The 26322-nt window shown below is 74.6% G+C and carries 18 protein-coding genes; 15 read left to right on the plus strand and 3 right to left on the minus strand.

What is annotated here, in order from left to right:
• Nucleotides 1–105: 105 nt before the first annotated feature.
• Complete coding sequence (locus SCWH03_RS25550; RefSeq protein ID WP_272491128.1) at nt 106–906, minus strand: MFS transporter; 801 nt, start codon at nt 904–906, stop codon at nt 106–108.
• Between the two features lie 533 nt (nt 907–1439).
• On the opposite strand from SCWH03_RS25550, the gene SCWH03_RS25555 reads away from it, so the two are divergent.
• Both SCWH03_RS25555 and SCWH03_RS25560 read left to right on the plus strand, forming a co-directional pair.
• Nucleotides 1440–2030: a PadR family transcriptional regulator gene (locus tag SCWH03_RS25555; RefSeq protein WP_173266841.1), complete on the plus strand. Its 591-nt coding sequence runs from the start codon at nt 1440–1442 to the stop codon at nt 2028–2030.
• Nucleotides 2031–2143: 113 nt separating this feature from the next.
• A complete protein-coding gene (locus SCWH03_RS25560; RefSeq protein ID WP_173266843.1) occupies nt 2144–3538 on the plus strand; it encodes a S1 family peptidase in 1395 nt (464 codons plus the stop codon).
• 232 nt (nt 3539–3770) lie between these two features.
• Here the strand turns inward: SCWH03_RS25560 and SCWH03_RS25565 are convergent, their stop codons facing one another.
• Nucleotides 3771–6659 (minus strand): SpoIIE family protein phosphatase, encoded by a 2889-nt coding sequence (locus SCWH03_RS25565; RefSeq protein WP_173266845.1) that lies wholly within the window; start codon nt 6657–6659, stop codon nt 3771–3773.
• Nucleotides 6660–7160: 501 nt separating this feature from the next.
• On the opposite strand from SCWH03_RS25565, the gene SCWH03_RS25570 reads away from it, so the two are divergent.
• From SCWH03_RS25570 to meaB, 4 genes are all read left to right on the plus strand, one after another.
• Nucleotides 7161–7682: a SixA phosphatase family protein gene (locus tag SCWH03_RS25570; RefSeq protein WP_173266847.1), complete on the plus strand. Its 522-nt coding sequence runs from the start codon at nt 7161–7163 to the stop codon at nt 7680–7682.
• A gap of 370 nt (nt 7683–8052) precedes the next feature.
• Entirely contained in the window at nt 8053–9921 is a 1869-nt protein-coding gene (locus tag SCWH03_RS25575) for a methylmalonyl-CoA mutase family protein (RefSeq protein ID WP_173266849.1), read from the plus strand.
• A gap of 8 nt (nt 9922–9929) precedes the next feature.
• Nucleotides 9930–12152 carry a methylmalonyl-CoA mutase gene (scpA, locus tag SCWH03_RS25580; RefSeq protein ID WP_173266850.1) on the plus strand — a complete coding sequence of 741 codons (2223 nt, stop codon included), beginning with the start codon at nt 9930–9932 and terminating at the stop codon, nt 12150–12152.
• 6 nt (nt 12153–12158) lie between these two features.
• Nucleotides 12159–13301 (plus strand): methylmalonyl Co-A mutase-associated GTPase MeaB, encoded by a 1143-nt coding sequence (gene meaB, locus SCWH03_RS25585; RefSeq protein WP_173266852.1) that lies wholly within the window; start codon nt 12159–12161, stop codon nt 13299–13301.
• Between the two features lie 219 nt (nt 13302–13520).
• Here the strand turns inward: meaB and SCWH03_RS25590 are convergent, their stop codons facing one another.
• On the minus strand, nt 13521–14831 hold the full coding sequence (locus SCWH03_RS25590) for a diacylglycerol/lipid kinase family protein (RefSeq protein ID WP_173266853.1): 1311 nt from the start codon (nt 14829–14831) through the stop codon (nt 13521–13523).
• A 412-nt stretch (nt 14832–15243) separates the two neighbouring features.
• Between SCWH03_RS25590 and SCWH03_RS25595 the strand changes: the two genes are divergently transcribed.
• The 9 genes from SCWH03_RS25595 to SCWH03_RS25635 all read left to right on the plus strand — a co-directional run bounded on the left by SCWH03_RS25595 (nt 15244) and on the right by SCWH03_RS25635 (nt 26152).
• Complete coding sequence (locus tag SCWH03_RS25595) at nt 15244–18201, plus strand: helix-turn-helix transcriptional regulator (protein ID WP_173266855.1); 2958 nt, start codon at nt 15244–15246, stop codon at nt 18199–18201.
• Between the two features lie 304 nt (nt 18202–18505).
• Complete coding sequence (locus SCWH03_RS25600; protein ID WP_173266856.1) at nt 18506–18703, plus strand: DUF8691 family protein; 198 nt, start codon at nt 18506–18508, stop codon at nt 18701–18703.
• Nucleotides 18704–19102: 399 nt separating this feature from the next.
• Nucleotides 19103–19510 (plus strand): SHOCT domain-containing protein, encoded by a 408-nt coding sequence (locus tag SCWH03_RS25605; RefSeq protein ID WP_173266858.1) that lies wholly within the window; start codon nt 19103–19105, stop codon nt 19508–19510.
• 15 nt (nt 19511–19525) lie between these two features.
• Nucleotides 19526–19942, plus strand: a complete 417-nt coding sequence (locus SCWH03_RS25610) for a DUF7144 family membrane protein (protein ID WP_173266860.1) — start codon at nt 19526–19528, stop codon at nt 19940–19942.
• A 517-nt stretch (nt 19943–20459) separates the two neighbouring features.
• Nucleotides 20460–21428, plus strand: a complete 969-nt coding sequence (locus tag SCWH03_RS25615) for an NADPH:quinone oxidoreductase family protein (RefSeq protein WP_173266862.1) — start codon at nt 20460–20462, stop codon at nt 21426–21428.
• Nucleotides 21425–22612, plus strand: coding sequence for an acyl-CoA dehydrogenase family protein (locus tag SCWH03_RS25620; protein WP_173266864.1), 1188 nt, complete (start codon nt 21425–21427; stop codon nt 22610–22612). The genes SCWH03_RS25615 and SCWH03_RS25620 overlap by 4 nt, the downstream gene beginning before the upstream one ends.
• On the plus strand, nt 22609–23730 hold the full coding sequence (locus SCWH03_RS25625; RefSeq protein ID WP_173266866.1) for an acyl-CoA dehydrogenase family protein: 1122 nt from the start codon (nt 22609–22611) through the stop codon (nt 23728–23730). The genes SCWH03_RS25620 and SCWH03_RS25625 overlap by 4 nt, the downstream gene beginning before the upstream one ends.
• Nucleotides 23731–24094: 364 nt before the next feature.
• Nucleotides 24095–24289 (plus strand): hypothetical protein, encoded by a 195-nt coding sequence (locus SCWH03_RS25630; RefSeq protein WP_017948612.1) that lies wholly within the window; start codon nt 24095–24097, stop codon nt 24287–24289.
• Nucleotides 24290–24445: 156 nt separating this feature from the next.
• A complete protein-coding gene (locus SCWH03_RS25635; RefSeq protein ID WP_173266868.1) occupies nt 24446–26152 on the plus strand; it encodes a serine hydrolase in 1707 nt (568 codons plus the stop codon).
• The last annotated feature ends 170 nt before the right edge of the window (nt 26153–26322 follow it).

The raw sequence follows: 26322 nt of genomic DNA on the forward strand, positions 1-26322 counted from the left end.
TCGGCCGACGCCCCCGACCACCCCAGATACCCCAGACCGCTTGGATCAACGACCCGGCCAAGCGCAGGGAACCCGCACCACAAACCTCATAGCATCACAACCGTCTCATTGGACTTGAAATCTTCCGCGGTGCTCGTGGGACAGGAACAGCCCGCCGAGCAGCACGGCCAGCACGACGAACACGATCACCTGCCAGGCCTGCCGGGGTGGTCCCCCGAGCGAGACGCCCAGCATCAGGCAGGTACTGAGAGCGGCGAGGAGTCCCAGGCCGAGGTAGTCGAAGCCGCGGCGCTCCTGCCGAGGTGCGGGGATACGCAGGGCCAGGCTGCCGCCGGCGAACGCCAGGGCGCTGAGGACGGCGGTGCCGTAGAAGACCCAGCGCCAGGAGGAGTACTCGGTGAGCAGGCCGCCCGCCAGCGGCGCCAGTCCCGTGCCGACGGCGAACACCGCGTTGAGGGAGCCCTGCCGGCGTCCTCGCTCGCCGGGCGGCACCAGATCGCTCACCGTCGCCAGCGCGAGCACCACCAGTCCGCCGCTGCCGATGCCCTGGACGATCCGGAAGGCGATGAGCTGCGCCATGCTCTGGGCGGCCCCTGCCAGGACGCAGCCCACCAGCAGAGTCAGCAGGTCGGCCTGAAGGACCCGGCGCCTGCCGTATATGTCGCCGAACTTCCCCCAGAGCGGGGCGGAGACCGTAGCGGCCAGCAGGTTGGCCCCCACGACCCACACCAGGTCGTGCACGTTGCCGAGGTCGGCCACCAGGCTGGGCAGGGCAACGCCGAGAGCCGTCTGGTCGAAGGCGGCCACGAACATCCCGAGTGCGAGCACCGACATGGCCGTCCGCACCTGACGCGGCTCCCGTGTGTGCCGTTCCCGGGAGCCGAGCGCTCTCCCCGCCCACCCCATCACGCGCCACCCGCGGCCCGGCACGACCGCCGCCGCCCCGAGGGCCCGGCGAGGGCGCTGTGGCTGCGGCCGTGGCCGTGAACCCGTCGCCGGGGCGGGGAGTCGCGATGCCCGAGCACGGAGACCTCCGCGTCCATGGAAGACAGGCGCCCGGATCCATGGTGGCGCCGAGACCCTCTGCGATGACTCGAAGGCCACTGTATGAACGTTTCCCCCTGCCGGTTCCCCGTCGCACCCGCGCGTGTCGGTTTGTTCCTCCGTGAGCAGGCTCGATGACTGCGGACCATCCCCGGCAGACCCCCGGTGGGGGAGCGACCTCCGCTACGCCGCGCACCGGCTCCCTCGTCCGACGGGTATCCGTCGGAATGCGCTCGGGTGCCGGCGTCCTCGGGGTGCCGGTGAGGGCAGCGGCCTGCGGTGGCGGCCGGGCTCCCCCGCCGTCCGCTCCCGTTCTGGTGACGGAGTCACCCCGGGCCGTTGAGTAGGCTGCGCACGGTCGGCAACGGGACACGACACGGAGCGGAGGCGGGGACATGGCGCTGCGCCATGCGGTGCTCGCGGCCCTGCTGGACGGGGAGTCCAGCGGCTACCAGCTCGCCAAGGCCTTCGACCTCGGGGTGGCGAACTTCTGGCACGCACTGCCGCAGCAGCTCTATCTGGAGCTCGCGAAACTGGAGAAGGCCGGCCTGGTCGAGGGCCGCCGAGTGGTCCAGCGAACCCGCCCGCCGAAGCGCCTGTTCACTCTCACCGACGAGGGGCTGCGGGAGTTGGCGCGCTTCGCGGAGACCGCGGCGAGACCGTCCTTCATCCGTGACGACCTCATGGTCAAGGTGCAGGCCGCGGACAGCGCGCCCGTCGGCCCGGTGGTCGAGCAACTCGACGAACGCGCCGCGATGGCCGCCGCCAAGACCGACATCTTCGAGCGCTTCCTGCGGCGGCTGCGCGGCGACCTCGACGAGGAGGCCTATCTCGCCACCGCGGACCGCGTCGGGCCTTACCTCACCTGTCTGCGGGGCCTGCGCTTCGAGCAGGAGACGGCCGACTGGTGCGCACGGACGGCGGCGGTCCTGCGGGCACGGCAGTCCCGGCCCGCGGAGGGGAGCCCGCGGCGCCGGGACGACTGAGGAGTTGAACGGCGCCGCGCCGGGCCGCGTATAGACGGTGGGGCCGGGGCCGCCTCCCTGGCCGGGCCCCGCACACCTGGTGACACCGTGTCGGTACGACCTTGGGGCCGCGGATGAGGCACGCACGACGGAACCTGCAGCGGATCGCCCGGCTGGCAGCGGTCGGCGGGCTGGTCTGCGGCTCACTGATGGTCTCCGACGCGATGGCGGGGGAGACCAGGGCGCCCGGGTCCGCCGCGGCGCCCGCCGCGCCGCCCACCGCACCCGGGGGTGCGGTGCTCGAGCGCCTCGGCACGTCCCGGACCGCGGGAAGCTGGGTCGGGGACGACGGCCGCCCCGTCGTCGCCGTGACCGACCGGGGAGCCGCGGCCGAGGTGCGCAGGGCCGGCGCCGACCCCAAGGTGGTGCGCCACAGCACGGACGAACTCCACTCGGCCACCGAGACGCTGCGCGGCGCGCCGAGGGTGACGGGAACCGCGTGGGCGGTGAACTACCGCACCAACGAGGTCGTGGTACGCGCCGACCGCACCGTGTCCGCCTCCGACTGGTCGCGCCTGACCGAACTCGCCGAGGACATCGGCGGCTTCGTCCGCATGGAACGCAGCCAGGGGACCTTCACCACCCGGCTGAACGGGGCCGCACCGATGTTCGGCGGGGCCAGCCGGTGCTCCGCCGGCTTCAACGTCACCGACGGCCGTCGGTCGTTCGTCCTCACCGCGGGCCACTGCGGGCCCGTCGGTACCGACTGGTTCGGCGACCGCGGACGGAACGACCGGGTCGGCAGCACGGTCGCCGGCAGCTTCCCGGGCGGCGACTACTCCCTGGTGCGCTACGACGAGGACGCCGTGCCCGACACGGCCGCCGCCGGCATCGTGGCCATCGGTGAGGGCAGAGGTGTGCGGATCACCGGGGCGGCCGATCCCGCGGTCGGCCAGGAGGTCTTCCGCAGCGGAAGTACCACCGGACTGCGCTCCGGGCGGGTGACCGCGCTCGGCGCGACCGTCAACTACCCCGAGGGCACAGTCGGCGGGCTGATCGAGACCACCGTCTGCGCGGAGGCCGGGGACAGCGGCGGCCCGCTGTTCGCCCAGGGCATCGCGCTCGGAGTCACCTCGGGCGGTACCGGAGACTGCGACAGCGGCGGCACCACCTACTTCCAGCCGGTCACCAGCGCGATGGCGTCGCTCGGGGTGGCGCTCAGCGGGCAGCCGCCGGCACCGCCGGCCGGTGCGGACGGGCAGTCCGACGCTCCCGCCGACCCGTCCGCACCCGCCGGCGGCACCGCGCCGGGGGCGGGTACGGGGGGCGCCGCCGCGCCGCCGTGGGGCGGTACGTCCGGCCCGGGGATCGTCACCGACATCGCCGCCGGGCTCGGGCCCCTCGGCGCGGTCGTCCCCGGTGTCGGCGTCATCGGCGCGAGTCTGGTCCTGCTGGTCGTCAGCCGCTGGATCCAGACGGCGCAGGGCCGCCGGAGCTACCGGGAGTACTACTCGCAGACCTGGGCCTGAGGGCTCCGCTCCGGCGGTTCCGGGCCGGGTCCGCGGGACGCCGTCCGTCCGGCTGTCCGTCCGTCCGGCTGTCCGGCCGACCGTCCGTCCGGCCGGCCGGCCGACCGGGGGACCGTGCTGCTGTCGTCGGCCGCAGCACCGGGGCAGGCGGACGGGCGGGGTGGACGGGGCAGCGCGTGCCGTCTGCCGCAGGGCGTGCGGGGGAGCCGGGGCCGGGAGGAGGGACGGACCCTCAGACGACGGCCTGCTCGGCCCAGATGGTCTTGCCGTTCTCGGTGTAGCGCGTGCCCCAGCGCTCGGAGCACCGGGCCACCAGCAGCAGGCCCCGGCCGCCCTCGTCGGTCGTACGGGCGTGGCGCAGCCTCGGCGAGGTGCTGCTGCCGTCGGACACCTCGCAGGTCAGGACGTGGTCGCGGATCAGGCGCAGCCGAATGGGCGCATCCGCGTACCGGATCGCGTTGGTGACCAGCTCGCTCGCGATCAGTTCGGTGGCGAACGCGGCGTCGTCGAGCGCCCAGGCGGACAGCTGGCGGGTCACGAGGGAGCGGGCGGTGGAGACGACGGCCGGATCGCCTGGCAGGTCCCAGCTCGCGACCCGGCCCGGGCCGAGCGCGTGTGTACGCGCCACGAGCAGGGCCGCGTCCTGCCGCGGGTGGGCGGGCATCAGCGCCTCGGGCAGCATCCGGCAGGTCTCCCGCACGGAACCCGGGGCACGCGCGAGTATCCCCAGGAGCCGTGCCCCGGCCTGTTCCGCGGCGTCGCCCCCGCTGCTCGCGGCGGGCCCCGCACCGTCGGACGGTGCGGCCGGACCGGTCCCCTCGGCGGCCGGGGTGTTCCCGCCGCCAAGGCGTTCGTCCGGCGGGCCGTCGCCGTCGGCCCACCGGTCCGACGGCCACCCCGGCTCGTTCCCGGCGGTGCGTGGTCCGCCGGGCCCGCCCGCACCGGACGGGTCGGCCCGGCCCATGGACGCGCGGCGGGACGGGCCCGGCGGGCCCGGGGGTGCGCCGTCCGCGCCCGCCTGCAGCAGACCCGGTGTGTAGAGCACGAGCACCGCGTTCTCCGGCAGGTCGACCTCCGTCCTGCGCAGCGGCGCTCCGGGGCGTCCCAGCGGGGCGGCCGCCGGGACGCCGATGAGCCTGACCGTGCCGTCCGGGTGCGCCAGGGCCGGAGCGGGATGGCCGGCGCTCGCGACGGCGCAGCGCTGCGAGATCGGATCGTAGGTGAGATACAGGCAGGTGCACCCGGTCTCCTCGCCCGTGGCGGGGGCGCGGGCCTCGTCCGCGGCCTGGGTTCCGCTCGCCCCGGCGGGGGGCCGCTCGCCCCCGCCGGACCGCCGTCCGGCGAAGGCCTCACGCGTACCGTCGCCGCCGCCGAGGCGCCGCACCAGGTCGTCCATGCGGGCGAGCAGTTCCTCTGGGTCCAGGTCCAGGTCCGACAGGGTGTGCACCGCTGCCCGGAGCCGTCCCATGGCGGCGGCGGTGGCGACGCCGCGTCCGGGGACGCTGCCGGCCACGAGCGCGACCCGCGCCCCCGACAGCGGGACGACGTCGACCCAGTCCCCGCCGGTGCCCGCGTGCACGTACTCATGCGCCACCTCCACCCCGTGGTGGTGCGGCAGCTCCCCGGGCAGCAGGCTGCGCTGCAGCGCCAGGAGCGTGTTGCGCTCACGCAGGTACCGGCGCGTGTTGTCCAGGCACAACGCGGTACGCCCGGCGAGTTCCGTCGCGAGGGTCAGATCGTCGTCGCCGAACGGCCCCTGTGCACCCCAGCGGTAGAAGGTGGCCACGCCGAGGACGCGTTCCTGCGCCACCAGCGGTACGACCATCAGCGAGTGGACCCCGTCCTGGAGGATCCGTGCACCGCGTGCCGGGTCCTTCAGCACCCACGCGCTGTCGGCCGCCACGGAGCCGACCAGCCGCGGCCGCAGGTCGGTGAGCGCGTCGAGAGCCGGGGCGGCGGAGGGGAAGGAGCTGACCTCGCCGTCCGCGTAGACGCCGGCCGGTTCCGCCGGGCCGGCCGCCAGGGAGGCGGCACGGCGCAGCACGGCCCCGGGGCGCACCGGCCCGGGGAAGACCTCCTCGCCGGCGAGCACCTCTTCCAGGACCTCCACGGCCATGCTGTCGGCGAGCCGTGGCACCGTCACCTCCGCCAGCTCCTGCGCCGTGCGCATGACCTCGAGGCTCGTCCCGATGCGGGCCCCGCCCTCGGCGAGCAGCGTCAGCCGCTCCTGAGCCCGATGGCGCTCGGTGACGTCCACCGCGGCTTCCGCGCCCCCGAGGACACGGCCTTCGGCGTCCTCCAACCGGAACGAGGAGGTCGAGTACACATGCTCGCGGTGGGGGTCGCCGGGCGGTTTGCCGCGCTTCTCCCAGCCGATGACCGGCCGGCCGGTGCGGAGCACCCGTCCCATCACCCGCTCCGCGACGTCGGCACTGAACTCGGGCCACACATCCCTCGGCCGCTTCCCCAGCGCGGCCTCGACGGCCGCGCCCTGCATGCCCTCCGCGGCAGGGTTGACACGGATGAGGCGGAGCCGGGGGTCGACGACGAACAGGCCCACCGGTGAGCGGGTGAACAGCGCCTCGAGCAGAGCCTTGTCGAGTTCGGTCTCGGGCGCCGGTTCCGTCGCGGCCGGACCGAGCAGCACCTCCCAGCCCGCGTCGGGCCCGTCGGCCGCCGCCGGTCGGATGCCGATGCGGCAGGCGACCAGCCCGCCGTTTCCGTGCCGCAGCAGCACGGAGCCGAAGCCCGCTTCCGCAGCGGGTGGGGGGTCCGGCTCGGGTGGGAGGCCGGGCTCCGCGAGGTCGCGCGAGGCGGGCTCCGCAGCGGGTGGGGGGGCCGGTTCCGAGCCGGGACCTGCCGCCGCGGCCGGTCCGGTTCCGGTGGCCGGGGGCGCGGCGGGCGCCGGTGCCGCTCCCCGGGCGGCTCCCTCGGTTGCCGTGGCCAGCAGTTCGACGGCGGGGCGGCCCAGAACCCGGTCGGCCGGGTGGCCGAGTAGCCGCCGGGCCGACGGACTCCATCCGGTCACCATGCCCCGCGCGTCCACCACGATCGTGGCCCAGCCGCCCGCCGCGTTGTGCCCGCGTCCGACTCCGCGCCGGGGGACGCCGCCTGTGCCCATTGCAACCAGCCTCGCCTGAGTCGGAGCGCCTCGGCTTCCTGTCTCCGCGTGTGTGTTCTCCGGTCTTCGCTCCGGGGTGCCCGGACTCCGCTCCCGGACTCCGCTCCCGGTCCCTGCTCCCAGTCTCTCCCACGCGGGGGAGGCCACCACTGGGGAAGGGAGCGGTCGCCCCGGGGCTCCGCCCGGCCTGTCCGGCGAGGCGCCGTCGCCTCGTGGTGCCGGGGGAGCCCGGGGTGCTGGCCCTGGCGCCCGTCACACCGGAGAGCCGCTCCCGCCGGCTGTCCCGGGCGCCCGCCGCGGCGCCCGCCCCGCCGGGGTGCGGACCGGGCCGTCGCCCGCCACGGGCCTCCGTCCGGGAAGCACAGGAGTGCACTCCCGGTGGCCGGACCGCGGTGATCGGCGATGTGCACTGGCCCGGTCCGCCGGGGAGTGGAAAGCTTGCGGCCCAGAGACAGACTGTCGCCGCTCACCGAGGGTGGAGGCCCGACGGGTGGAGGCCCCATGACGACTCTCCGACGACTGGTCGTCCTCAGGCATGCGAAGTCCGCCCGGCCGCCCGGCGTGGCCGATGCCGAGCGGCCACTGGCCGAGCGCGGGCTGCGCGACGCCCCCGCCGCGGGCCGCTGGCTGCGGGACGCCGGCTGCGTCCCCGACCTCGTGGTGTGCTCGACCGCAGTCCGGGCCCGCGAGACCTGGGACCTCGCCGCCCGGGAACTTCCCACCGGCCCGGCGGCCCGCCATGACGCGCGGCTCTACGGGGCGGACGCCATCGACCTGCTCGCCGTCGTACGGGAAACCCCGGACGAGGTGGCGACCCTGCTCCTCGTCGGCCACAATCCGGCGCTCGAGGAGTTCGTGCTGCTGCTGGCGTCGGAAGGGCTGGGCGACACCCTCCAGCGGGTCGAGGAGAAGTTCCCGACGTCGGCCATCGCGGTGCTGACCCAGCAGACGTCATGGCCCGAGGCCGCGCCCGGGGGCTCCCTGCTCACCGACATCGCCGTACCGCGCGGCACGTCGGACTGACCGCGGCACACGCTCCCACCGCCCGGTTCGGCCGCCCGGCCCGCGAGGCGCCCGAGTGCCGGCCGGGTCGCGTTCCCGCCGTGCGCCGGGCGCGCGGGTCTGACGTGCGCTTGAGGTGTGACGAACGGCGCCGCAGCGTGCCCTGCCCGGGCCGGTAGGGCCCGGGCAGGGCACGCTGCGCGATGCCTCATGTCAGGGACGCCGTATCGTGTGCCCACGGCGGGCAGGGCGCCGGCGGTGCACAGGCGGTGTGCGTATCGGACATCGCGCGCTTGTCGGACGGTGAAGCGGCACCGAGTGCCAAATCAGCGAGCAAGGTCACAGCCGTCTCCTATCCTGCTCATCCGTAACCCTGCCCTAGCATCCGAGCATGACGGTTCTGCCTGATGACGGGCTCACGCTCGCCTCCGAGTTCCCCGACGCCACCCATGAGCAGTGGCAGCGCCTGGTCGAGGGTGTGCTGCGCACATCGGGCAAGGACGTGTCGGGCGCGGCGGCGGAAGAGGCGCTGGCGACAGCCCTGGACGACGGGCTCGTGGCGAGCCCCCTCTACACCGCGCGGGACACCGCGCCCGACGCCGGCTATCCCGGCTTCGCGCCGTATCTGCGCGGCAGCCGGCCGGTCGGCGGCTGGGACGTGCGCCAGCGCCACGGGCGCCCGGAGGCCGACCGCACCAACGAGGCCGTCCTCGGCGACCTCGAGAACGGCGCCACCTCGCTCTGGCTCACCGTCGGGGAGGCGGGCGTGCCGGTGACGGGCCTCGCCCGGGCCCTCGACGGCGTCTACCTCGACCTCGCCCCGGTCGTCCTCGACGCCGGCCCGGACACCGCGGCCGCCGCCGGCGAACTGCTGCGGCTCTACGCGGAGCGCGGCGTCCCGCGCGAGGAGGCACGGGGCAACCTCGGCGCCGACCCGCTGGGCATGTCCGCCCGCACCGGGGAAGGCGTGGACACCGAGGCGGCGGTGGAACTCGCCCGCCGCACCCGCGACCGGTACCCGGCACTGCGCGCGCTGACCGTCGACGCGCTGCCGTACCACGAGGCCGGGGCGTCCGCCGGGCAGGAGCTGGGGGCGTCGATCGCGACCGGAGTCGCCTACCTCCGGGCCCTGACCGCCGCCGGACTGGCGACCGGGGACGCCCTTCGGCAGCTGGAGTTCCGCTACGCCGCGACCGCCGACCAGTTCCTCACCGTCGCCAAACTGCGCGCCGCCCGCCGGCTGTGGGCCAGGGTGGCCGAGGCGTCCGGTGCCGCCGGGGACGCGGGCGCCGCCCAGCGCCAGCACGCCGTGACCTCGCCGGTGATGATGACCCGCCGCGACCCGTACGTGAACATGCTGCGCACCACCGTCGCCTGCCTCGGCGCGGGCGTCGGCGGCGCGGACGCCGTGACCGTGCTGCCCTTCGACCACGAACTCGGCCTGCCGGACGCCTTCGCCCGCCGCATCGCCCGCAACACCTCCTCCATCCTGCTGGAGGAGTCGCACCTCGGCCGGGTCGCCGACCCCGCGGGCGGATCCTGGTACGTGGAGCGGCTCACCGACGAACTCGCCCACGCGGCGTGGGCGTTCTTCCAGGAACTGGAGCGCGCCGGGGGCCAGGGTGAGGCCCTGCGCTCCGGACTGGTCGGCGAGCGCATCGCCGCCACCTGGGCGGAGCGCAAGCGCGGGCTCGCCGAGCGCCGTGAACCCGTGACCGGTGTCAGCGAGTTCCCGTTCCTCGACGAGCAGCCCGTCGAGCGCGAGCCCGCACCGGCAGCCGTCCGCCCGGCAGCCGTCCGCCCCGGGGGCGGACTGCCCCGGGTACGCCGCGACGAGGACTACGAGGCCCTGCGCGCCCGCTCCGACGCCCATCTGGCCGCGACCGGCACCCGCCCCCGCGTCTTCCTCGCCGCGCTCGGACCCGCCTCCGCGCACACCGCGCGGGTGGCGTTCGCCTCGAACCTGTTCCAGGCGGGCGGTGTCGAACCGGTCCACGACCCGGTGACCGTCGACGCCGCCACGGCCGCCGGCGCCTTCGCCCGCAGCGGCGCCTCGGTCGCCTGCCTCTGCTCCGGCGACGCGCTGTACGAGGAGCAGGCCGAGGAGGTCGCCGAGGCCCTCAGGTCCGCCGGAGCCCGCCAGGTCTTCCTCGCCGGCCGCCCCGGCGGGTACCCGGGCGTCGACGCCTACGTCTTCACGGGCTGCGACGCGGTCGGCGTACTGTCCTCCGTACTCGACCGCATGGGAGTGGCCCGGTGAACGGCCCGGTGAACGGACCCGATACGCAGATCCCCGACTTCTCCGAGGTCGCCCTCGGCCCGGGCACCCCCGCCGCCGGGGCCACCGAGGAGCAGTGGCGCGCCGCCGTCAAGGAGCGCACCGGCAGCAGCGCCGACGACCTGGTCTGGGAGACACCGGAGGGCATCGGCGTCAAGCCGCTCTACACCGGACGCGACCTGGAGGGCCTGGACTTCCTCGGCACCTACCCGGGCGTCGCGCCGTATCTGCGCGGCCCGTACCCCACGATGTACGTCAACCAGCCGTGGACGATCCGCCAGTACGCGGGCTTCTCCACCGCCGAGGAGTCCAACGCCTTCTACCGGCGCAACCTCGCCGCCGGCCAGAAGGGCCTCTCGGTCGCCTTCGACCTGCCCACGCACCGCGGCTACGACAGCGACCATCCGCGCGTCACCGGCGACGTCGGCATGGCGGGCGTCGCCATCGACTCGATCTACGACATGCGGCGGCTCTTCGACGGCATCCCGCTGGACCGGATGACGGTGTCGATGACGATGAACGGCGCCGTGCTGCCCGTGCTCGCGCTCTACATCGTCGCGGCGGAGGAGCAGGGCGTACCGCCCGAGAAGCTGGCGGGGACCATCCAGAACGACATCCTCAAGGAGTTCATGGTCCGCAACACCTACATCTACCCGCCGCGCCCCTCGATGCGGATCATCTCCGACATCTTCGCGTACACCTCGCAGCGGATGCCCCGGTACAACTCCATCTCCATCTCCGGCTACCACATCCAGGAGGCCGGCGCGACGGCCGACCTGGAGCTGGCGTACACCCTCGCCGACGGGGTGGAGTACCTGCGCGCCGGACGGGACGCGGGTCTGGACGTGGACGCCTTCGCGCCGCGCCTGTCCTTCTTCTGGGCGATCGGCATGAACTTCTTCATGGAGGTCGCCAAGCTGCGCGCGGCGCGGCTGCTGTGGGCCAAACTGGTCAGGCAGTTCGAACCGCAGAACGCCAAGTCGCTGTCGCTGCGCACCCATTCGCAGACCTCCGGCTGGTCCCTCACCGCGCAGGACGTCTTCAACAACGTCACCCGCACCTGCGTGGAGGCCATGGCGGCGACCCAGGGCCACACCCAGTCCCTGCACACCAACGCCCTCGACGAGGCCCTGGCGCTGCCCACCGACTTCTCCGCCCGCATCGCCCGCAACACCCAGCTGGTGCTCCAGCAGGAGTCCGGCACCTGCCGGGTGATCGACCCCTGGGGCGGCAGCGCGTACGTCGAGAAGCTCACCCACGACCTGGCACGCCGTGCCTGGCAGCACATCCGGGAGGTCGAGGCGGCCGGCGGCATGGCGCAGGCCATCGACGCGGGGATCCCCAAGCTGCGGGTGGAGGAGGCGGCGGCGCGCACCCAGGCCCGGATCGACTCCGGGCGGCAGCCGGTCATCGGCGTCAACAAGTACCGCGTCGCGAGCGACGAGGCGATCGACGTCCTCAAGGTCGACAACTCCTCCGTGCGCGCCCAGCAGATCGCCAAGCTGCGCCGCCTGCGCGAGGAGCGCGACGAGACAGCCTGCCGGGACGCGCTGCGCGCGCTGACCGAGGCCGCCGGGCGGGACTCCGGTGCCGGACTCGAGAGCAACCTGCTGGCGCTCGCGGTGAACGCGGCCCGGGCGAAGGCCACCGTCGGGGAGATCTCGGACGCCCTGGAGAAGGTGTACGGACGGCACGCGGGCCAGATCCGTACCATCTCCGGCGTGTACCGCAACGAGGCAGGGGAGTCGCCGTCCGTGGAACGGACCAGGAGCCTGGCCGACCGCTTCGAGGAGGCGGAAGGCCGCCGTCCGCGCATCCTCGTCGCCAAGATGGGCCAGGACGGTCACGACCGCGGCCAGAAGGTGATCGCCTCCGCGTTCGCCGACCTGGGTTTCGACGTGGACGTCGGCCCCCTGTTCCAGACCCCGGCCGAGGTGGCCCGGCAGGCGGTGGAGGCGGATGTGCACGTCGTGGGCGTCTCCTCGCTCGCGGCGGGCCATCTCACCCTCGTCCCCGCGCTGCGCGAGCAGCTGGCGGAGGAGGGCCGCGACGACATCATGATCGTCGTGGGCGGGGTGATCCCGCCGCATGACGTGGCCACCCTGCTGGAGATGGGGGCGACGGCGGTCTTCCCGCCCGGCACGGTCATCCCCGACGCCGCCCACGACCTGGTCGAGCGCCTGGCCGCTGCGCTGGGCCACGACGGGCTGTAGCCGCCGATGGCCAGGGAAGTCGATGTCGACGCGTACGCCAAGGGGGTGCTCGACGGGAAGCGGGCGGCGGTCGCCCGCGCCATCACGCTCGTCGAGTCCACCCGGCCCGACCACCGCGCCGCGGCCCAGCGGCTGCTGACCGAACTGCTCCCGCACAGCGGCGGCGCGCGGCGGATCGGGGTCAGCGGAGTGCCGGGGGTGGGCAAGTCCACCTTCATCGACGCCTTCGGCACGATGCTGACGGGGCTGGGGCACCGGGTGGCGGTGCTGGCCGTCGACCCGTCGTCCACCCGCACCGGCGGCTCCATCCTCGGCGACAAGACGAGGATGGAGCGGCTGTCCGCCGACCCCGCGGCCTTCGTCCGGCCGTCGCCCTCGGCCGGCACCCTGGGCGGGGTGGCCAAGGCGACCCGCGAGTCCATCGTGGTGATGGAGGCGGCCGGGTACGACGTGGTCCTCGTGGAGACGGTCGGCGTCGGCCAGTCCGAGACGGCGGTCGCCGGGATGGTCGACTCCTTCCTGCTGCTCACCCTGGCGCGTACCGGCGACCAGCTCCAGGGCATCAAGAAGGGCGTCCTGGAACTGGCCGACGTCGTCGCGGTCAACAAGGCCGACGGCCCGCACGAGCGCGACGCCCGGGCCGCGGCGCGGGAACTGGCGGGCGCGCTGCGGCTGATGCGTCCCCACGGTCTCGGCTCCGCCGGACCTGGGGGTGCCCCATCGGCCGACGTTGTCGGGGCGCGTGGTCTCGGTTCCGCCGGACCTGGGGATGCGCCGTCGGCCCACGTTGTCGGGGCGCGTGGTTTCGGTTCCGCCGGACCTGGGGATGCGCCGTCGGCCGACGCCGCCTGGACCCCGCCGGTGCTGAGCTGCAGCGCCCGCGAGTCCAGGGGGCTCGACACCGTCTGGGACCGGCTGGAGCAGCACCGCGCCCTGCTCGAAGCGGAGGGCCGCCTCGTCGCCAAGCGCCGTGAGCAGCAGGTCGACTGGGCCTGGGCGATGGTAAGGGACGAACTCCTCGGCCGCCTCCGCTCCCATCCGGGGGTCCGGGCCCTCGGCCCCTCCCTCGAACAGCGGGTGCGCGACGGCGAACTGACGGCGACCCTCGCGGCGGAGCGCATCCTGGAGGTGTTCGCGGGGGAGGGATGAACGGGGTGGCGCACCGGGGCGCCACCACGAACCGCGGAGTGACGAGTGCGAATGGGGCAGTCACGCGGTGGACGCAATGCCGGTGGCAGGCGTGGGGCGGGTGCGACGTGCGGTGTCGGTGGGGTCTGCCGTGTACGTGGGGCCTGCGGAGTCTCCGTGGACGGCCTGCCGCGGGTCCGGCGGCGAGGCACGCCCCGAGCCCCGGCCGGGTGACCTCCCTCAGCGCGCCAGCGCCAGCATCACCAGCCGTCGCCACTTCAGCCGGGGCCGGGCGTGCGGGACTCCGGGCCGGTGGCGGGGGACGCGGACCCGCAGGGCGCCGGGCCGGACGGTGCAGCGCACGGGGGCGGGCATCGTCACGGCCTCCCCGTCCACACCGACCCGCACCTCCGGCGCGTCGGCGTCGACGACGACCTCGCGGGCGGTGAGCGAGGTGAACCCGGGCGAGCGTTCGCCGCGCAGCAGGCCGGCGGCCTGGGCCGCGCTGTCCACGGTGACGGCCAGGACGCCCAGGACACCGCGGTCGAGGCGGTCCCGGCGCGCGACCGCGGTCCGGTCCCCCGCGCGGTAGGGGTTGTTGCTCACCAGGACCGCCTGGGGGGAGGCCAGTGTCGTGCCCGCCGCCCGCACCGTGAGCCTCGGGCCCGCACGGTGCGTCAGCACGTCGGGGAACAGGTCCAGGGTGGTGCCGATCTTGTCGTCGCGGTACGTGTCGCTCTGCACCACCAGTGCATAGGCCCCGAACGAGGCGTTGTTGACGAAGACCCGTTCTCCGACGGTACCGAGGTCGACGGTGAGTTCGACCCCGTCGGTCAGGGCGTCCAGCGCCTTCGACGGGTCGTCCCGGTCGAGTCCCAGGTCCAGTGCGAAGTGGTTGCGGGTGCCGGCGGGTACCACCATGAACGGCACGCCCCGCTCCGCCGCGACTCCCGCCACCAGGGCCTGCGTACCGTCACCGCCGGCCACCCCCAGCAGGTCGGCGCCGGCCGCCAGGGCTTCCCTGGCCACGGCCGCGACATCGCTCGGATGCTCCGGGTCCAGCAGGAAGACCTCGGCCCCCGCACGTTCGGCCTTCTCCCTCAGTCCGAAACCCGCCACCTTCCCCCCGCCCGACCGCGGGTTCATGATGAGGAACGGCCGCCCGGGGCGCCGTGCCGGCGCCCCGGGCCGGGCCTTGTGCCGGGCGTCCAGGGCGAGCGCCTCCCACCCGGCCGAGGCGGCCACCGCCCCGAGGACGAGGCACAGCACCATGATCCATAGCACCCCCGAACGCGCCTGCAGCCAGATGACGGTCAGCGGGGCGGCCATCGCCAGCAGAACCGCCAGCACCCGCACGGCCCCCCGCCGGGTCAGCGCCCACCAGAGAGCGGCCGCCGTCACCGCCGTCCCGCCGAGAACCAGGAGCACCATCGCGATACCGCCGAGACCGGAGGCCACCAGCAGCACCACGGCAGCGGCCGCCGCCAGAACGGCCAGCCGCGCACTCCACCGCTGCGCCCTCACCTCCCGTGTCCTGCCGTCGCCGTCCATGGCACCTCCGGTCCGTGTCCCCTCTCGGCCCACCGGGCCCCTCCCCCTCAGCCGGTGTCTCCTCGTCGCCCTGTCGGTTCTCGCTGCATCGGCACGGCACCATCCGGTACGACGGTTTCGCTGTCGCCTGAGTGCCCTGAATGCCTTCCCGCCCCCCTCCGCTCTCTTCCAGTGCCTTCCGCTTCCTTCCGGGAGTCCCTTCTTTCGTCTGCTCCTACCGTCATTGCACAACCGCATGGCGTGCGCCGCCTCTCCTGCCGCGCTTCTCCTGCCGCGCCGCGGCTGCGGCCGCCGCGGCATGGGGCCGCCCGTCCGCGGCCCCGTCCGCGACCGCCTACCGCCGCCGTTGGCGATCATGGAAGGGCGCTGGGACCATGAAGGCCGACGAACGGACGGCACGGCGGTGGAACCCATGGCCGAGGACGCCCAGCTGCACCCCAGCGGCGACCCGCTGCTGGTCGCGAAGTTCGCGGTACCCGCCGTACCGCCTGCCTTCGTGGCCCGGCGGCGCCTTCTGGAGCGGCTCACCGAGGGAGCCGGAGGCCCCCTCACGGTGATCACGGGGCCCGCGGGCGCGGGCAAGACCACCCTGGCCTCCTCCTGGTGCCAGGCGGACCTGGCGCCCGGCCCGGTGGTATGGCTCACGGTGGAGAGCGCCGACAACGCGCCGGGCGTGTTCTGGGCCTATGTGCTCGGTGCGTTCCGCTACCACCGGGTGCCCCTGCCCGACGTCGGCAGCCCGTCGAGCGCCGACAATGTCGACCACTCGTTGATCGTGCGGCTGGCCGGCGCCCTCGCTCAGCTGACCGGGCCGGTGGTGCTGGTCCTCGACGGGCTGGAACACACCGGCGTCCACGGAGTCGCCGCCGAGCTGGATTTCGTCCTCGCCCACGCCGGGCCGTCGCTGCGCCTGGTCCTCCTCGGCAGGGTCGATCCGGCGCTGCCCCTGCACCGCTACCGGGCCGAGGCGCGGGTCTGCGAGATGCGCAGGTCCGAACTGGCCTTCACACCAGGCGAGACGGCGCAGCTGCTGCGCTGCCACGGACTCACGCCCTCCCGGGAGAGCATCGGGATCCTCACCGAACGCACCCGGGGCTGGGCCGCCGGGCTCCGGCTGTGCGCCCTCGCGATGCAGCGGTCCGAGGACGCCGAGCACTTCGCCCAGTCCTTCGCCGCCTCGCAGAACGCCGTCTCCGACTATCTGACGGCGGAGGTCCTGGCGGCCCAGCCGGCGGCGACACAGGACCTGCTCGTCCGCACCAGCATCCTCTCCCACATCCACCCGGAGCTGGCCGACGTCCTCACCGGACGGGACGACGGTGAGCGCGTCCTCGGCAGGCTCGTCCGCGACAACGCCTTCGTCGAGCCGATCGGCGACACCTCCTGGTACCGCTGCCACCCGCTGTTCGCCGAGGTGCTCCGCGCGCATCTGCGCAGCCGAGGCCCGGCGCTCGCCGCGCCGCTGCACCGCGAGGCAGCCCGCTGGCTCGATGCGCACGGCAGGCTGACCGACGCGATCGAGCACGCGGCCGCGGCCGACGACTGGCCGTACGCAGCCGGCCTCCTCGTCGACCGCCTCGCCGCCGGACGCCTCCTCACCGGTTCCGAAAGCCATCGTCTCGAACGATTGTTCAGTTCGATGCCGGACGGGCTGCCCGGCACCGCGCCGGCCCTCGCCGCGGCCGCCTGCGCCCTGGCCCGCGGGGACGCCGCCGCCGGCCGCAAGCATCTCGCCGGTGCCCGTCCGAGCGGCGGCGCCGCACCGGAGGTCCTGCTCACCCGTGCGCTGCTGGGGCTCCTCGCCGGCCCGGCCGCCGGTACCGGCGCCGCGGCCCCCGGGGATCCCGCCCCCGCTGGGACCCCCGCTGAAACCGGCGCTGAGACCGGCGACGGCGGTAAGCCGGCCACGCAGGGGCGGGGGCGGGGCCCGTGCCGCGGGACCCCCGACCCGGTGCCCGGGGCACCGGACTCGGCCTCCGCCACCTCGGACCCGCACCGCGGAGTACCGGCCCCGGCCCCCGCAGTACCGGCCCCGGTCCCCGCAGTACCGGCCCCGGTTCCTGCCGTGCCGGCCCCGGTTCCTGCCGTGCCGGCCCCGGACCCCGGGACGCCGGACCCCGACCGCGAGGTACGGGCGCTGATGGGCCGGGTGGACCCGGCGCTGCTCGCCCGGCACCCCGAGATCGAGGCGCTCCGGCGATACGGCAGGGGCCGTGCCCTCCTCGCCGCGGGATACGGGCCCGAGGCGCGGGAGGCATTCGCCGGCGCACTCGGCGCAGCGACGGACGAGCAGACCTGGACCGTCCGGTACCACTGCCTCGGCGCGCTGGCCCTGGCCGAGGCCGCCGACGGGCTGCTGCGGGAAGCCGAAGCACACGCCCTGGACGGCCTGAGGGCTGCCGAGGAGCACGGCGTCCCCCTCGACCGCCGCTCGGCGCGCTGCCACCTCGCGCTCGCCATGGTCGCTGCGGACCGCGGCGACTTCACGGGCGCCGGCCGCTACCTGGACGCGGCATCGCGGCCCCGGCCGCTGCCGGCCCACGACGTACCGGCAGCGGCCGAGGCCGCGGTAGTCCGCTCCCGTATCGAACTCGCCCGCGGACGCGCCACGGCGGCGTTGTCGGCACTCGACGACGTACCCGTCTCGGCCGACGGCCCGACCGGCGGCGGGGGAGAGCCGGTCGCACGCATCGCGGTGGCCCGCTGCTCGGTCCATCTGGCACGCGGTGACCCGGCAGCCGCGCTTGCCGCACTCGGCGAGGCGCCGACCGGCGGCCCCGCCCTCACCGTCGCCACTGCCGCCGCCCGCCTCGCCTCGGGAGACGGCGGGCCGGCGGGCAGGCTGCTCGCCGGGCTGCCGGACGGTGAGCGGCTCCCTCCGGTCGTACGGGTCCGCGTGCAGCTCCTCGAAGCCCAGTCGGCGGCGGCCGGGGGGGATGCCGCGAGGGCGGTGCGGCTTGTCGCGGCCGCCGTGCGCACCGCGAGGCCGCACGGACTGCGCGGCCCGTTCACCGAGGCCGGCCCCTGGCTGCGGCGGCTGCTCGTCCGCGCGCCCGGACTCGACGAGGTCGGGGCCTGGCTGGCGGGACGCTCCGCGGACACGGCGAGGCGGTCCGGACGGGGCACCGGCAGCCGCTGCGGTCCGGGGGATCCGGCAGCCGGGGTCCCCCTGCTCGTCGAGAAGCTCAGCCCCCGCGAACGCGACGTCCTGCGGTGCGCCGCCCAGACGATGTCGACGGACGAGATCGCCGCCGAGCTGTTCCTGTCCGTCAACACCGTCAAGACGCATCTGAAGAGCGTCTACCGCAAGCTGGCGGTCTCCCGTCGCAGCGAGGCGGTGCGCCGGGCCAGGGACATGGGCCTCCTCTGACCGGACGGTCGGTCCGGCCTCGCCGGGCTCGGCGCTCCCGGACCGGCTCGGCGGGCCCGGACCGGCTCGGCGGGCCCGGGCGACCGCCGTCGCCGTGCCGCCCGCCGGGCGCGCACGCCCGTTCTTCGACCGGGGCCGGTGCCCGGGCCGCACGGGGCCCCGGTGGGACCGGCCGCGGTGCGCCGGCCGGACCGCAACGGCGCCGCGCATTCGGGCGCCGGGTCACCTCGCACGGGTGATGCGGGGCCGCCGCCGGCGGCGCCACCATGCAGCAAGAGCCCTCAGCGCACGGGGAAGTGCTCGCATGCGATACGAGTTCCGCGTCTCCGGTCATCTGTCACCGGCCGTCGCCGGTGCGTTTCCCGAGCTCGACGAAGTGACGGTGCCGGAGGAGACCGTCCTCTACGGGCCCGTCATCGACGAGGCACAGCTGTACGGGCTGCTCGTACGCTTCCAGGACCTCGGCCTCCGCGTGGTGGAACTGCGCCGGCTGCCGGACTGAGCCCGCTGCCGACCGGTCGTGCCGCGCTGTCGCACCAGACGGCCGTGCGGCCGTGCGGCTTGCGGCCGTTCGGTCCTCGGGGCTCGCCGACGAGCCGCGGTCCGTGCCCCGCAGCACGGCGGGGCCGGTGCCCGCCGCACGGTCGGATGACCGGCCCGTTGCCGCTCATCCGATCGGCGGTGTGCGGGCGGCGGGGTTCTGCGGGCCGACCGGGGCGCGGAGGGCGCAGCGGGGTCCGCGCCGGGATCCGGCGGGCCGGCACGGCGCCGTCCCTCCATGGCCGTCGGGTCGGGAAGCCCGTTGATTCACCCGTGCGGGGTGAGGGAACCGCCCGCTCGCCGCCCCACACTGACGGCGAGCGGACATCCGAGGTCCGACGGGAACGGCAGGAGGACGGAGATGGACGACGCGGTCGACCTCGCTTACGACTATCCGGTTCTGGGCGCGTTCTGGACCGTGATGTGGATCTTCCTGTGGGTCGTGTGGCTGGTGCTGCTCTTCCGTGTCTTCGTGGACATCTTCCGCGACCACGAGATGAACGGCTGGGCCAAGGCGGCCTGGATCGTCTTCATGCTCCTGATCCCCTTCCTCGGCGTGCTGATCTACATCATCGTCCGTGGCAGGGACATGGGCAGGCGCGAGATCCAGCACGCGCAGGAGCAGCAGGAAGCCTTCAACGCGTACATCCGGCAGACCGCCCAGGGCGCCGGCACGGGGGACGAGCTTGCCCGGCTCGCCGAGCTCAGGTCCAAGGGGGATCTGAGCGAGGAGGAGTTCCAGCGAGCCAAGGACAAGCTCCTGAGCTGAGGACGAGGGGACATCATGACCCAACCGACCACCGCACACTCCAAGCGCTACTTCGCCTGGGCCGGAGGCCTGACGATGTTCGCCGGAGTGGTCCTGATCATCGCCGGATTCCTGGACTTCTTCCGAGGAATCATGGGCATCGCCAACGACGACGTGTTCGTCGCGACGCCCGGCTACGTCTTCCGGTTCGACCTCACCGCATGGGGCTGGCTGCATCTGATCTTCGGGATCATCGCAGTGGCGGCCGGTTTCGCCCTCTTCAAGGGCTCTCTGTGGGCGCGGGTCCTCGGCATCGCCCTCGCCGGGGTGCTGCTGGTCGTCAACTTCCTCTCCCTGCCGTACTACCCGCTGTGGTCCCTGGTCGCGATCGCCCTCTACATCGCGATCATCTGGGCCCTGTGCGTCGGACGGCCGGAGGAGGAGAAGGCCTGACAGCGTTGCGAGCCCGCCCCGCCCGCCGGTCCACCGGGCCGGCGGGCGGGCGAGTCGTGCCTCCGGTAACCGCCGCAGCGCGGAACCTGTGCCGTGCAAGCCCGTCAGGTGTGCCTCACCCGTCCGCATGACCCCCGCCGGGAGTGCGCCCGGCCCGGGTGCTTCACCGACCCGGGGATCCAGGGATCGGACCACCCGGGGGCCCGGAAATCCGGGGACCCCCGGGAGTACGTCCGGCCCGGCGCTCCGCTGACCGCGACCGCCCGGGACGTACCGGGGCCTGTCCGCCCGGCCCGCCTGCCTGTACCCCCGGCCCGCCTGGCCTGTCCGCCCGGCCTGTTCGGTCTGGTCCCGTCCGGTCAGGCCCGGCCCGCCGAACGGGCGGGCCCCGCCGGCCGCGCGGTGCGATCGGGCAGTCCTCGCAACGGCTGGGAGAGACTGTTCCCCCGAGGGCAAGCGACCGCTTAGTATGCACCGCAGCAGTGCCAGGACGTCCCACACCCCGCGGAGGCCCCGAATGCAGGCATGGCGAGTGCACCGGAACGGCGAGCCGGGCGAGGTGATGAGCCTCGAGGACACCGGCCGCCCGGAGCCCGGCGAAGGGCAGGTCCTGCTCAGAGTGCGGGCCGCCAACGTCAACTTCCCCGACGCGCTGCTCTGTCGCGGCCAGTACCAGATGACGCCCCCGCTGCCCTTCACACCGGGGGTGGAGCTGTGCGGCGAGACCGAGGACGGCCGCCGTGTCATCGCCACCCCCGCCCTGCCGTACGGCGGGTTCGCCGAGTACGCCGTCGCCGACGTGGCCGCCGTACTGCCCGCACCCGACTCCCTCGACGACGCCGAGGCGGCGGCGCTGCACATCGGCTACCAGACCGGCTGGTTCGGACTGCACCGCCGGGCGCACCTCCAGGAGGGCGAGACCCTGCTCGTGCACGCGGCCTCCGGCGGCGTCGGCAGCGCGGCCGTCCAGCTCGGCAAGGCCGCGGGTGCCCGTGTCATCGGTGTCGTCGGCGGCCCGGAGAAGACCGCCGTGGCCCGAGGCATCGGCTGCGACCTCGTCATCGACCGGTACGCGGACGACATCGTCGCCGCCGTGAAGGACGCCACCGGCGGCCGCGGCGCCGACGTCGTCTACGACCCCGTCGGCGGCGACGCCTACGTCAAGTCGGCCAAGTGCGTCGCCTTTGAAGGCCGCATCGTCGTGGTGGGCTTCGCGAGCGGGTCCATCCCCAGCCCGGCGCTCAACCACGCGCTGGTGAAGAACTACTCGATCGTCGGACTGCACTGGGGCCTCTACGGCCGGCAGGACCCCCGGGCCGTGCTCCGCTGCCATGAGACCCTCACCGGCCTGGCGGCCAAGGGCCTGATCAAGCCGGTGGTCAGCGACCTGGTCCCGCTCGAGAGCGCTGCCGAGGCCGTCCAGCGCGTCGCCGACGGCACCACCACCGGGCGCCTCGTCGTCCTCCCGGGAGGAGCAGAGGTATGACCGAAGCAGCCGAACTGCGCCTGCGCGTAAGCGAGTTCCTCGCCGCGCACCCGCCCGCCGACACCGAGCGGGGCGCCTTCCTGAGCGCCCGCTACGACGCCGGTCTCGCCTGGGTGCACTACCCGGCCGGACTCGGCGGACTCGGCGCCGCCCGCTCCCTGCAGGCCGTCGTCGACGCGGAACTGGAGGCCGCCGGCGCCCCCGACAACGACCCCCGGCGGATCGGCATCGGCCTCGGGATGGCCGCGCCCACCATCCTGGCGTACGGCACCGAGGAGCAGAAGCGGCGGTTCCTGCGGCCGCTCTGGACCGGCGAGGAGGTCTGGTGCCAGCTCTTCAGCGAACCCGGCGCGGGCTCCGACCTCGCCGCCCTGGGCACCCGCGCCGTCCGGGACGGCGCCGACGGCGACTGGATCGTCAACGGCCAGAAGGTATGGACCTCCAGCGCGCACCTCGCCCGCTGGGCCATCCTCATCGCCCGCACCGACCCCGACGCCCCCAAGCACCACGGCATCACCTACTTCCTCTGCGACATGACCGACCCCGGGGTCGAGGTCCGGCCGCTGCGTCAGATCACCGGCGAGGCCGAGTTCAACGAGGTCTTCCTCACCGGTGTGCGGATCCCCGACGACCGGCGCCTCGGCCCCGTCGGCGAGGGCTGGAAGGTCGCCCGGACCACCCTCATGAACGAACGCGTCTCCATCGGCGGCATGCGCCTGCCGCGCGAGGGCGGAATGATCGGCCCCGTCGCCCGCACCTGGCGCGACCGCCCGGAACTGCGCACCCACGAACTCCACCAGCGCCTGCTCACCCTCTGGGTGCAGGCCGAGGTGGCCCGGCTCACCGGCGAACGGCTGCGCCAGCAGCTCGCCGTGGGCCAGCCGGGCCCCGAAGGATCGGGTATGAAGCTCGGCTTCGCCCGGCTGAACCAGGAGATCAGCGGACTGGAGGTGGAACTCCGCGGCGGCGAGGGCCTGCTGTACGACGACTGGACCATGCGGCGCCCCGAGCTGGTCGACTTCACCGGGCGCGACGCCGGCTACCGCTATCTGCGCTCCAAGGGCAACTCCATCGAGGGCGGCACCAGCGAGGTGCTGCTCAACATCGTCGCCGAACGGGTGCTCGCACTGCCCCCCGAACCACGCAACGACAAGGACGTCCCCTGGAAGGACCTCGCGCGATGAGCACTCAGCCCGACCTCCTCTACTCCGAGGCCGAGGACGACCTGCGGGCCGCCGTACGCTCCCTGGTCACCGACCGGTCCGACCATACGGCGGTGCTCGACCGCGCCGAGTCGGGAACGCCCTACGACGACGGGCTGTGGCAGTCCCTGGCCGCCGGGATCGGCGCGGCGGGACTGCTCGTCCCCGAGGAGTTCGGCGGCCAGGGCGCCGGTCACCGTGAGGCCGCCGTCGTCCTCGAGGAACTCGGCCGGACGGTCACTCCCGCGCCGTACCTCACCGGCTCGGTGATCGCCACCGAGACGCTGCTCGCTCTCGCCGGAGCGCACACCGGAGCGGACGGCGGAGGGGACGGCGGAGGGGACGGCGAGGCCGCGGGGCTGCTGAAGGAGCTGGCCGCGGGCCGGACGGTCGCGGTCCTCGTCCTGCCGCTCTCCGCCTCCGCCGGTGCAGGCCTCCCCACCGGGCCGACCGTGACGGGTGTCGCCGACGCCGCCGCAGCCGATGTGCTGCTGGTGCTCCGGGCCGACGGCCTGTACGCGGTCCGGCGAGGCGAAGCGACGGTCGAACCGCTGACTCCGCTCGACCTCACCCGCCCCCTCGCCGCCGTCACCACGGCGGAGGGCTCCGGCACCCGGCTCTCGGCCGCGGACCAGGCCCGCTTCGCGGTACGCCGCGGGCTGCTCGCCGGCGCCGGGCTGCTCGCCTCCGAGCAACTGGGCGTCGCCGAGTGGTGCCTGGAGGAGACGGTCCGCTACACACGCGACCGGTACCAGTTCAACCGCCCCGTCGGCTCCTTCCAGGCGCTGAAGCACCGGATGGCGCAGCTCTGGCTCGACGTGGCGGGGGCCCGCGCCGCTGCGCGCAACGCCGCCGACGCCCTCGCGAGCCGGAGCACCGAGGTGCCGCTCGCGGTCTCCGTCGCCCAGGCGCACTGCTCGCGGGTGGCGGTGCGCGCCGCCGAGGAGTGCGTCCAGCTCCACGCCGGCATCGGCATGACCTGGGAGCACCCGGCACATCTGTACCTCAAGCGGGCCAAGGCGGACGAGATCGCCCTCGGTACCCCGGGCCACCACAAGGAGGTGCTGGCGGAACTGGTCTCGCTGCCCGGGCCGCTGTGACGGGGCGGGCGGCCGGGCCCGGACGGAAGCGGGCCCGGCCGCCCGCGGGCCGGCGTGGGGCCGCCGGCCCCCGCGGTGCCGCCGGTCCGTCGCGGGGCGCACGATCCGCCGCTCCCGCTCCCGCTCCCGCTCCCGGTCCCGCTGCGGTGACGTACGACGTATGACGTGCGCGGCGATGGCCCCGCCGGCCCGCGGTGCTTCCGCCTCGCCCTCTCCCTTCGGCCCACGACAACATCCGAGGTCAACAACGGATTTGATGAGCACCCGATCGGCGGACACGCCAGTCGGCCGACCGGCGCGCCCACTGGGTCACACTGGCGCCCGAATGCCGCACAACCCCGGTGCGGCGGAGGGAGGCCCGGCCATGGCCGTTTCGGTTTCGGTGGTGCTGCTGCTGCTCGTCCTCGCGGTGATCTTCCTCCGCAACGGCGGGCTGAAGCTCTCACACGCACTCGTGTGCGCCCTGCTCGGATTCTTCCTCGCCGGCACGAGCATGGCGCCCACCATCCACGACGGCGTCTCCGCTACCGCCGAGGTCGTCGGCAAGCTCAGTCCCTGACGACCGGGGCCGGCGGCCGGATCAGGGCGCCGGACCGCCGCGGCTCCCGGCACACCCGGTGCTCGACCGCCAAGGACGGCGGCCCGGTCGGCCGCAGTCGGGCGGGTCGAGGGGCCACGGGGCGACACGGCCCCGATTCGGGCGTTCAATGAGTGCATGCACCCCGGGAAGGGCCCGCGGCCGAGCCGAGGCCGCCCGCTCGCCATAGCGGGCCTGGCCGCGCTGCTCCTCGCGGCGACGGCCCTGACGCCGGGTGCCGACGGTCCCCGCTCCGCCTCCGGTCCCGCACCATCGCCCTCCGAGCCCCTGCCCAAGCCGCCGTCGGACCAGCCGCCGCCGCTGCTCACGCGGGCCGACGTGGACCGGGCCGTCGCCCGCCTCGACGGCGTCGTCCGGGACATGATGAAGGAGACCGGCGTCCCCGGTGTCGCGGTGGGTGTCGTACACCAGGACCGGGTGCTCTACCTGAAGGGCTTCGGCGAACGGCACGTCGGCGAGCCCGCCGCCGTCGACCCCGACACCGTCTTCCAGCTCGCCTCGCTCTCGAAGCCGATCGGCTCGACCGTGGTCGCGGGGGCCGTCGAGGGCGAGGGCGACGAGGCCGGGGACGGCGCGGCCGGGGACGGTGCGGGGGCGCAGGGCGCGGACGAACGGGACGCCGGCTGGGACGCACCGGTCGCCCGGCATCTGCCCGGGTTCGCTCTCAAGGACCCCTGGGTGAGCGGCCATGTCACCGTCACCGACCTGCTGTCCCACCGCAGCGGACTGCCCGACCACGCGGGAGATCTCCTGGAGGACCTGGGCTACGACCAGGCGTACATCCTGAGTCATCTCCGCGACGAGCCGCTCGCCCCGTTCCGCGCCGCCTACGCGTACACCAACTTCGGCTTCACCGCCGGCGCGGAGGCCGTCGCCCGCGCGAAGGGGGTGAGCTGGCAGAAGCTCTCCGAGGACACCCTGTTCCGTCCCGCCGGCATGGACTCCACCAGCACCACCTTCGCCGACTACGAGAAGGCCGCGAACCGGGCGGTGGCCCATGTGCCCGGTCCCGACGGCACCTGGCAGGCGAAGTACGTCCGCAACGCGGACGCCCAGGCACCCGCCGGAGGGGCCAGCTCCAGCGCCGCCGACATGATGCGGTGGCTGCGGCTCCAACTCGCGGGAGGGAAGCTCGACGGCCGACAGATCATCGACGCCGAGAGCCTGCGGCACACCCATCTGCCCGAGATCGTCTCCCAGCCGCCGAGGTCCCCCGCGGGACGGACCGGCTTCTACGGGCTGGGCTGGAACGTCACCTACGATGACCAGGCCCGGCTGCGGCTCGGCCACTCCGGCGCCTTCGAACTCGGGGCCAACACCCATGTGACGATGCTGCCCGGTGAACAGCTCGGCATCGTCGTGCTCACCAACGGCAAACCCGTCGGACTGGCCGACGCCGTCGCCGAGGACTTCTTCGACACCGCTCAGTACGGCAAGCCCAGCCGTGACTGGCTCCGGCTGTTCGCCGCGCTCTACGCGCAGCTGGAGGAAGCCGGTGTGTCCCCCACGGACTACGCCGATCCGCCCGATTCCGCGAAGGCCGCCCGGCCCGGCGGCGCCTACGCGGGGACGTACGACAGCACCTACTACGGGAAGGCCACCGTCACCGACGGCCCGGACGGCCTGGTGCTCGAACTCGGCCCGGAGCCGAAGCGGTTCCCGCTGCGCCACTACGACGGCGACACCTTCAGCTTCGAGACGGCCGGCGAGAACGCCGTCGGGCCGACCGGCGCCACCTTCACGTTCGGCCGGGGCGACACGGCACGGAAACTGCGCGTCGAGTACCTCGACGGGACGGGCCTCGGGACGTTCACCCGCCACTGACGGCCGCGGCCGAGGCCACGCCGGACGTCTCGCCTCCGGCCGTCGCGACTGTCGCGACCGCCGGACGCGGCGGCCACCGACCCCCGCCCGCGGCCGCCCGCCGACGGCCCGGCACTCCCGTCCGGCGACGGGCGCCCCGCCGAGCCGGGCACCCGCGGCGGGCGGTGGCG

The sequence above is a fragment of the Streptomyces pacificus genome (genome assembly GCF_011766325.1).
GTDB classification, from domain to species: domain Bacteria; phylum Actinomycetota; class Actinomycetes; order Streptomycetales; family Streptomycetaceae; genus Streptomyces; species Streptomyces pacificus.

Excerpts from the sequence above, each read along its gene's own strand:
- SCWH03_RS25550 (WP_272491128.1), bottom strand. The coding sequence starts at position 906 with ATGGGGTGGGCGGGGAGAGCGCTCGGCTCCCGGGAACGGCACACACGG.
- SCWH03_RS25555 (WP_173266841.1), top strand. The coding sequence starts at position 1,440 with ATGGCGCTGCGCCATGCGGTGCTCGCGGCCCTGCTGGACGGGGAGTCC.
- SCWH03_RS25560 (WP_173266843.1), top strand. The coding sequence starts at position 2,144 with ATGAGGCACGCACGACGGAACCTGCAGCGGATCGCCCGGCTGGCAGCG.
- SCWH03_RS25565 (WP_173266845.1), bottom strand. The coding sequence starts at position 6,659 with ATGGGCACAGGCGGCGTCCCCCGGCGCGGAGTCGGACGCGGGCACAAC.
- SCWH03_RS25570 (WP_173266847.1), top strand. The coding sequence starts at position 7,161 with ATGACGACTCTCCGACGACTGGTCGTCCTCAGGCATGCGAAGTCCGCC.
- SCWH03_RS25575 (WP_173266849.1), top strand. The coding sequence starts at position 8,053 with ATGACGGTTCTGCCTGATGACGGGCTCACGCTCGCCTCCGAGTTCCCC.
- meaB (WP_173266852.1), top strand. The coding sequence starts at position 12,159 with ATGGCCAGGGAAGTCGATGTCGACGCGTACGCCAAGGGGGTGCTCGAC.
- SCWH03_RS25590 (WP_173266853.1), bottom strand. The coding sequence starts at position 14,831 with ATGGACGGCGACGGCAGGACACGGGAGGTGAGGGCGCAGCGGTGGAGT.
- SCWH03_RS25595 (WP_173266855.1), top strand. The coding sequence starts at position 15,244 with ATGGCCGAGGACGCCCAGCTGCACCCCAGCGGCGACCCGCTGCTGGTC.
- SCWH03_RS25600 (WP_173266856.1), top strand. The coding sequence starts at position 18,506 with ATGCGATACGAGTTCCGCGTCTCCGGTCATCTGTCACCGGCCGTCGCC.
- SCWH03_RS25605 (WP_173266858.1), top strand. The coding sequence starts at position 19,103 with ATGGACGACGCGGTCGACCTCGCTTACGACTATCCGGTTCTGGGCGCG.
- SCWH03_RS25610 (WP_173266860.1), top strand. The coding sequence starts at position 19,526 with ATGACCCAACCGACCACCGCACACTCCAAGCGCTACTTCGCCTGGGCC.
- SCWH03_RS25615 (WP_173266862.1), top strand. The coding sequence starts at position 20,460 with ATGCAGGCATGGCGAGTGCACCGGAACGGCGAGCCGGGCGAGGTGATG.
- SCWH03_RS25620 (WP_173266864.1), top strand. The coding sequence starts at position 21,425 with ATGACCGAAGCAGCCGAACTGCGCCTGCGCGTAAGCGAGTTCCTCGCC.
- SCWH03_RS25625 (WP_173266866.1), top strand. The coding sequence starts at position 22,609 with ATGAGCACTCAGCCCGACCTCCTCTACTCCGAGGCCGAGGACGACCTG.
- SCWH03_RS25630 (WP_017948612.1), top strand. The coding sequence starts at position 24,095 with ATGGCCGTTTCGGTTTCGGTGGTGCTGCTGCTGCTCGTCCTCGCGGTG.
- SCWH03_RS25635 (WP_173266868.1), top strand. The coding sequence starts at position 24,446 with ATGCACCCCGGGAAGGGCCCGCGGCCGAGCCGAGGCCGCCCGCTCGCC.